This window comes from Pseudomonas agronomica, assembly GCF_025917275.1.
Taxonomy (GTDB): domain Bacteria; phylum Pseudomonadota; class Gammaproteobacteria; order Pseudomonadales; family Pseudomonadaceae; genus Aquipseudomonas; species Aquipseudomonas agronomica.
Map to the genome: position 1 here is coordinate 1 of NZ_JAOSHO010000350.1, position 5,586 is coordinate 5,586.

Consider the following 5,586-nt stretch of genomic DNA (forward strand, 5'->3'; position numbering starts at 1 on the left):
TCGCGAGCAAGCTCGCTCCCACAAGGGTTCTTCATTGTCTGGGAGAAAGGGGCAGGCATAAAAAAGGAGGTCCAAATGGACCTCCCTTTTCGTTGAGAACCGCCGTTACAGGCTGGAAATCCGCCCATGCTGCTCGGCCAGCTTGCCCAACGCCTGTTCGGCCTCGGCCAGCTTGGCCCGTTCCTTCTCGATGACCTCGGCCGGCGCCTTGTCGACGAAGCCAGCGTTGGACAGCTTGCCGCCCACCCGCTGGACTTCGCCCTTCAGGCGCAGGATTTCCTTGTCCAGGCGCGCCAGTTCGGCGCCCTTGTCGATCAGCCCGGCCATTGGCACCAGCACTTCCATTTCGCCAACCAATGCAGTGGCGGACAGCGGCGCTTCTTCGCCCGCCGCCAGCACGGTCACCGATTCAAGCTTCGCCAGCTTCTTGAGCAGTGCTTCGTTCTCATTGAGGCGACGCAGGTCCCCGGTGTTGGCGTTTTTCAGGAACAAGGTCAGCGGCTTGCCCGGGCCGATGTTCATTTCGGCGCGGATATTGCGCAGGCCGAGCATGAAGGTCTTCAGCCACTCAATGTCGTCCTCGGCCGCCGGATCGATGCGGGTCTCGTTGGCCACCGGCCACGGTTGCAGCATGATCGTCTTGCCTTGGATACCCGCCAGCGGTGCGATGCGCTGCCAGATTTCCTCGGTGATGAACGGCATGAACGGATGCGCCAGGCGCAGGGCCACTTCCAGCACCCGCACCAGGGTGCGACGGGTGCCGCGCTGGCGCTCGACCGGAGCATTTTCGTCCCACAGCACAGGCTTGGACAGTTCCAGGTACCAGTCGCAATACTGGTTCCAGATGAACTCGTACAGCGCTTGCGCCGCGAGGTCGAAACGGAACTGTTCCAGCTGGCGCGTCACTTCGGCTTCGGTGCGTTGCAACTGGGAGATGATCCAGCGATCGGCCAGGCTCAGCTCATAGGCTTCGCCGTTCTGGCCGCAGTCCTCGCCTTTGTCCAGCACGTAGCGAGCGGCGTTCCAGATCTTGTTGCAGAAGTTGCGATAGCCTTCGACGCGGCCCATGTCGAACTTGATGTCACGACCGGTGGACGCCAGCGAGCAGAAGGTGAAGCGCAGGGCATCGGTGCCGTAGCTGGCGATGCCCTCGGCGAATTCTTCGCGGGTGGCTTTCTCGATCTTCTTCGCCAGTTTCGGCTGCATCAGCCCGGAGGTGCGTTTCTGCACCAGGGTTTCCAGGTCGATACCGTCGATGATGTCCAGCGGGTCCAGGACGTTACCCTTGGACTTGGACATCTTCTGGCCCTGGCCGTCGCGCACCAGGCCGTGGACGTAGACCGTCTTGAACGGCACTTGTGGGGTGCCGTCCTCGTTTTTCACCAAATGCATGGTCAGCATGATCATCCGGGCGACCCAGAAGAAAATGATGTCGAAGCCGGTGACCAGCACGTCGGTGGAGTGGAATTTCTTCAAGAACTCGGTCTGCTGCGGCCAGCCCAGCGTGGAGAAAGTCCACAGGCCCGAGCTGAACCAGGTGTCGAGGACGTCGTTGTCCTGCGCCAGCGCCACGTCCGGACCGAGGTTGTGCTTGGCGCGGACTTCGGCTTCATCGCGGCCGACATAGACCTTGCCCGACTCGTCGTACCAGGCCGGGATGCGATGGCCCCACCACAGCTGACGGCTGATGCACCAATCCTGGATGTCGCGCATCCACGAGAAGTACATGTTTTCGTATTGCTTGGGCACGAACTGGATGCGGCCATCTTCGACGGCGGCAATCGCCGGTTCGGCCAAAGGCTTGGTGGACACGTACCACTGGTCGGTCAGCCACGGCTCGATGATGGTGCCGGAGCGGTCACCTTTCGGGACTTTCAGGGCGTGATCGTCGACGCTGACCAACAGGCCGGCGGCTTCGAATGCCGCGACGATCTGCTTGCGTGCCTCGAAGCGGTCCAGGCCGGCGTATTCGGGCGGAATCTGGCCGTCGACGTTTTCGTTCAGCGTGCCGTCAAGGTTGAACGCCTGGGCGGCCGGCAAGACATTGGCGTTCTTGTCGAAGATGTTCAGCAGCGGCAGGTTGTGGCGCTTGCCGACTTCATAGTCGTTGAAATCGTGGGCCGGGGTGATTTTCACGCAGCCGGTGCCGAATTCAGGGTCGCAGTAATCGTCGCCGATGATCGGGATACGCCGGCCAACCAGCGGCAGCTCGACGAACTGGCCGATCAGTGCCTGGTAGCGCTCGTCGTTCGGGTTCACCGCCACGGCGGAGTCGCCCAACATGGTTTCCGGACGGGTGGTGGCGACGATCAGGTAATCCTTGCCTTCGGCGGTCTTGGCGCCGTCGGCCAATGGGTATTTCAGGTTCCACAGGAAACCTTTCTCGTCGTGGTTCTCCACTTCGAGGTCGGAAATGGCCGTGTGCAACTTGGTGTCCCAGTTGACCAGGCGCTTGCCGCGATAGATCAGGCCGTCTTCATGCAGGCGTACGAAGGCTTCTTTCACCGCCTCCGAAAGGCCGTCGTCCATGGTGAAGCGCTCGCGGCTCCAATCCACGGATGAGCCCAGGCGGCGGATCTGACGGCTGATGTTGCCACCGGACTCCTCTTTCCATTCCCAGACTTTCTCGAGGAATTTCTCCCGGCCGAGGTCATGACGATTCTGGCCCTGGGCTTCGAGGCGACGCTCCACCAGCATCTGCGTGGCGATGCCGGCGTGGTCGGTGCCCGGTTGCCACAAGGTGTTGCGACCTTGCATGCGACGGAAACGGATCAGGGCGTCCATGATCGCGTTGTTGAAACCGTGGCCCATGTGCAGGCTGCCGGTGACGTTCGGCGGCGGGATCATGATGGTGTAGGAATCGCCCGCGCCTTGCGGAGCGAAATAATTCTCGGACTCCCAGGTGTTGTACCAGGAAGTTTCAATGGCGTGCGGCTGGTAGGTCTTATCCATGCGCGGCGGGACCCTATTGGCATTTATTCAGGAAAAGCCGGGAAGTATAGCGGGCGGGGCTGGTGCAAGCCACATGCAGCAAGCTGGAAGCTTGGCAGATGGCTTGTGGGCACAACCGAACAATGTGGGAGCGAGCTTGCTCGCGATAGCAGCGTGTCAGTCAACATCAATGTTGCTGATCTACCTCTATCGCGAGCAAGCTCGCTCCCACAAGGTGTTTGGTGGTCAGTAGATCTCGGGGTTACTCGTACTGACTCAACAGCCGTTCCATCCTCGCATCCAGCCGACGCTTGATCTCGGTCTCGATGTGCGGGGCGAAGTCGTCGATGACGTCTTGCATGATCAACTGCGCGGCGGCGCGAAGTTCGCGGTCCAGGTGCAGCAGGGCATCGGGGCCCTTGGGTTCGGGCTGGGGGGCTGGCTGGGGTTCGGGCTGGCCGTTGATCGGATCAAACAGCAGTGGGATCTGTTCGTCGTGCACCGGCTCGTGTTCCACCGTATCGGTCAACAGCGGCGGTTGCAGGGTGTCGTCGCCAAGCAACTGGCGGATCGACTCGAGGTCATCCAGCAATTGGGCGGGTTTTTGCGGCGGTTTAGGAGTGTCCATCGTAGGCTCAGAGTCGCTGTAAACGGTGGTCTTGCAGAGGATAGCCCTGTTCGCGGTAGAAACGGAAACTCTCCCGCGCGGCTTGCCGGATGGCCGGATCCTCCACCACTACTTCTGCCACGCGGGCGAAGCGCTGGGCGAAGGCCGGCACTTTCAGGTCAAGGTTGACCAGCAGGTCCTGATGTTGCCCGCAGTCATTCCCTAGCCCGAGCACGATCGAGCCCTCGGGCTCGCTTTCTGCCGGCCCATGGGGCACAAAGCTTTCGCCCTTGAAAGCCCACAGCCGTGCGTCGAGGTCCTCGCGCTGGGCGGCATCGCTGCAGTGCAGGTAGATGCGATGGCCCATTCGCCAGGCCTTTTCGGTGAGCTTGCAGGCGAAATCCAGCCGCGCCGAGGGATCGGCGCTGGGCAGGATATAGAAGTCGACTTTGGTCATTGCGGTTCCTGGATCGCCGATGCGTCGCCCTGGGGCGACGTACCGGCGATCATCAGTGTCAGGCCTTGGCGCGGTCCAGCAGGTATTGGGTCAGCAGGGGAACAGGACGACCAGTGGCGCCCTTGTCTTTGCCGCCACTGGTCCAGGCGGTGCCGGCGATGTCCAGGTGCGCCCAGTTCAGGTTCTTGGTGAAGCGCGACAGGAAGCACGCCGCCGTAATGGTCCCGGCTTTCGGGCCGCCAATGTTGGCGATGTCGGCGAACGGGCTGTCCAGCTGTTCCTGGTACTCGTCGAACAACGGCAACTGCCAGGCGCGGTCATCGGCTTGCTGGCCGGCGCTGAGCAATTGGCCGATCAGTTCGTCGTTGTTGCCCAGCAGGCCCGAGGTGTGGGCGCCGAGGGCGACGACGCAAGCGCCGGTCAGCGTGGCGATATCGATCACCGCTTGCGGCTTGAAGCGCTCGGAGTAGGTCAGCGCGTCGCACAGGACCAGGCGGCCCTCGGCGTCGGTGTTGAGGATCTCGACGGTCTGGCCGCTCATGGTGGTAACGATGTCGCCAGGACGCGAGGCCGTGCCGCTGGGCATGTTCTCGGCGCAGGCAAGGATGCACACCAGGTTGATCGGCAGTTGCAGTTCGAGCACGGCGCGCAGGGTGCCGAGCACACTGGCGGCACCGCCCATGTCGTATTTCATTTCATCCATGCCGGCGCCAGGCTTGAGGCTGATGCCGCCGGTGTCGAAGGTAATGCCCTTGCCGACCAGCGCGTAAGGCTTCTCGGATTTCTTGCCACCGTTGTATTGCATGACGATCAAGCGTGGCGGTTGGGCGCTGCCCTGGCCGACGGCATAGAACGAGCCCATGCCCAGGTCCTTGATCTTCTTCTCGTCGAAGACTTCGACCTTGAGGCCTTTGAACTCCTTGCCCAACGCCTTGGCCTGTTCGCCCATGAAAGTCGGGTGGCAGATGTTCGGCGGCAGGTTGCCCAGGTCGCGGGTGAAGGCCATGCCGTTGGCAATCGCGGTGGCATGGGTCACGGCGCGCTGGACTTCGGCCTGGGCGGCCTTGATGGTCAGCAGGGTGATTTTCTTCAGGGCGCGCGGTTCGGCTTTCTGGCTCTTGAACTGGTCGAACTGGTATTCGCCATCCACCAGGGTCTCGGCCAGCAGGCGGTTCTTGCCATAGCTGTCGCGGCCCTTGACCACCAGCTCATCCAGCGCCAGTGCTGCGTCGCCGCCGCCGAGGTTTTTCAGGGTGCCCAGCACGCCGGCAATGATCTTGCGCAAAGGACGGTCGCCCAGTTCAGCTTCCTTGCCCACGCCGACCAGCAGCACGCGCTCGGCCTTGAGGTTGGGCAGGCTGTGCAGCAACAGGCTCTGGCCGACCTTGCCGGCCAGGTCGCCGCGCTTGAGTACGGCGCTGATCGCGCCGCCGCTCAAGGCGTCAAGCTGGGTGGCGACGACGCCAAGCTTGCGGTTTTCACCAACGGCAACCACCAGCGTGGCGGTCTTCAACGTTTCTGGGCTGACGCTTTTTACAACCAGTTCCATGTCCGGATCCCTGAGTGAATGGTCAAGAGGCCAGGCGCCGAG

General features: G+C 62.2%; 4 protein-coding genes. All 4 read right to left on the reverse strand.

The features are described from left to right. Positions 1-105 precede the first annotated feature (105 nt). The 4 genes from OC610_RS20255 to OC610_RS20270 all read right to left on the reverse strand — a co-directional run bounded on the left by OC610_RS20255 (position 106) and on the right by OC610_RS20270 (position 5,544). The gene (locus OC610_RS20255) at positions 106-2,952 is read right to left on the reverse strand and encodes a valine--tRNA ligase (protein ID WP_264430197.1); all 2,847 of its coding nucleotides are present in this window, start codon (positions 2,950-2,952) and stop codon (positions 106-108) included. Positions 2,953-3,193: 241 nt separating this feature from the next. Next, positions 3,194-3,559: a DNA polymerase III subunit chi gene (locus tag OC610_RS20260; RefSeq protein WP_264430198.1), complete on the reverse strand. Its 366-nt coding sequence runs from the start codon at positions 3,557-3,559 to the stop codon at positions 3,194-3,196. 7 nt (positions 3,560-3,566) lie between these two features. Beyond that, the gene (locus OC610_RS20265) at positions 3,567-3,995 is read right to left on the reverse strand and encodes a DNA polymerase III subunit chi (protein ID WP_264430199.1); all 429 of its coding nucleotides are present in this window, start codon (positions 3,993-3,995) and stop codon (positions 3,567-3,569) included. Between the two features lie 58 nt (positions 3,996-4,053). Beyond that, the gene (locus tag OC610_RS20270) at positions 4,054-5,544 is read right to left on the reverse strand and encodes a leucyl aminopeptidase (RefSeq protein ID WP_264430200.1); all 1,491 of its coding nucleotides are present in this window, start codon (positions 5,542-5,544) and stop codon (positions 4,054-4,056) included. Positions 5,545-5,586 lie beyond the last annotated feature (42 nt).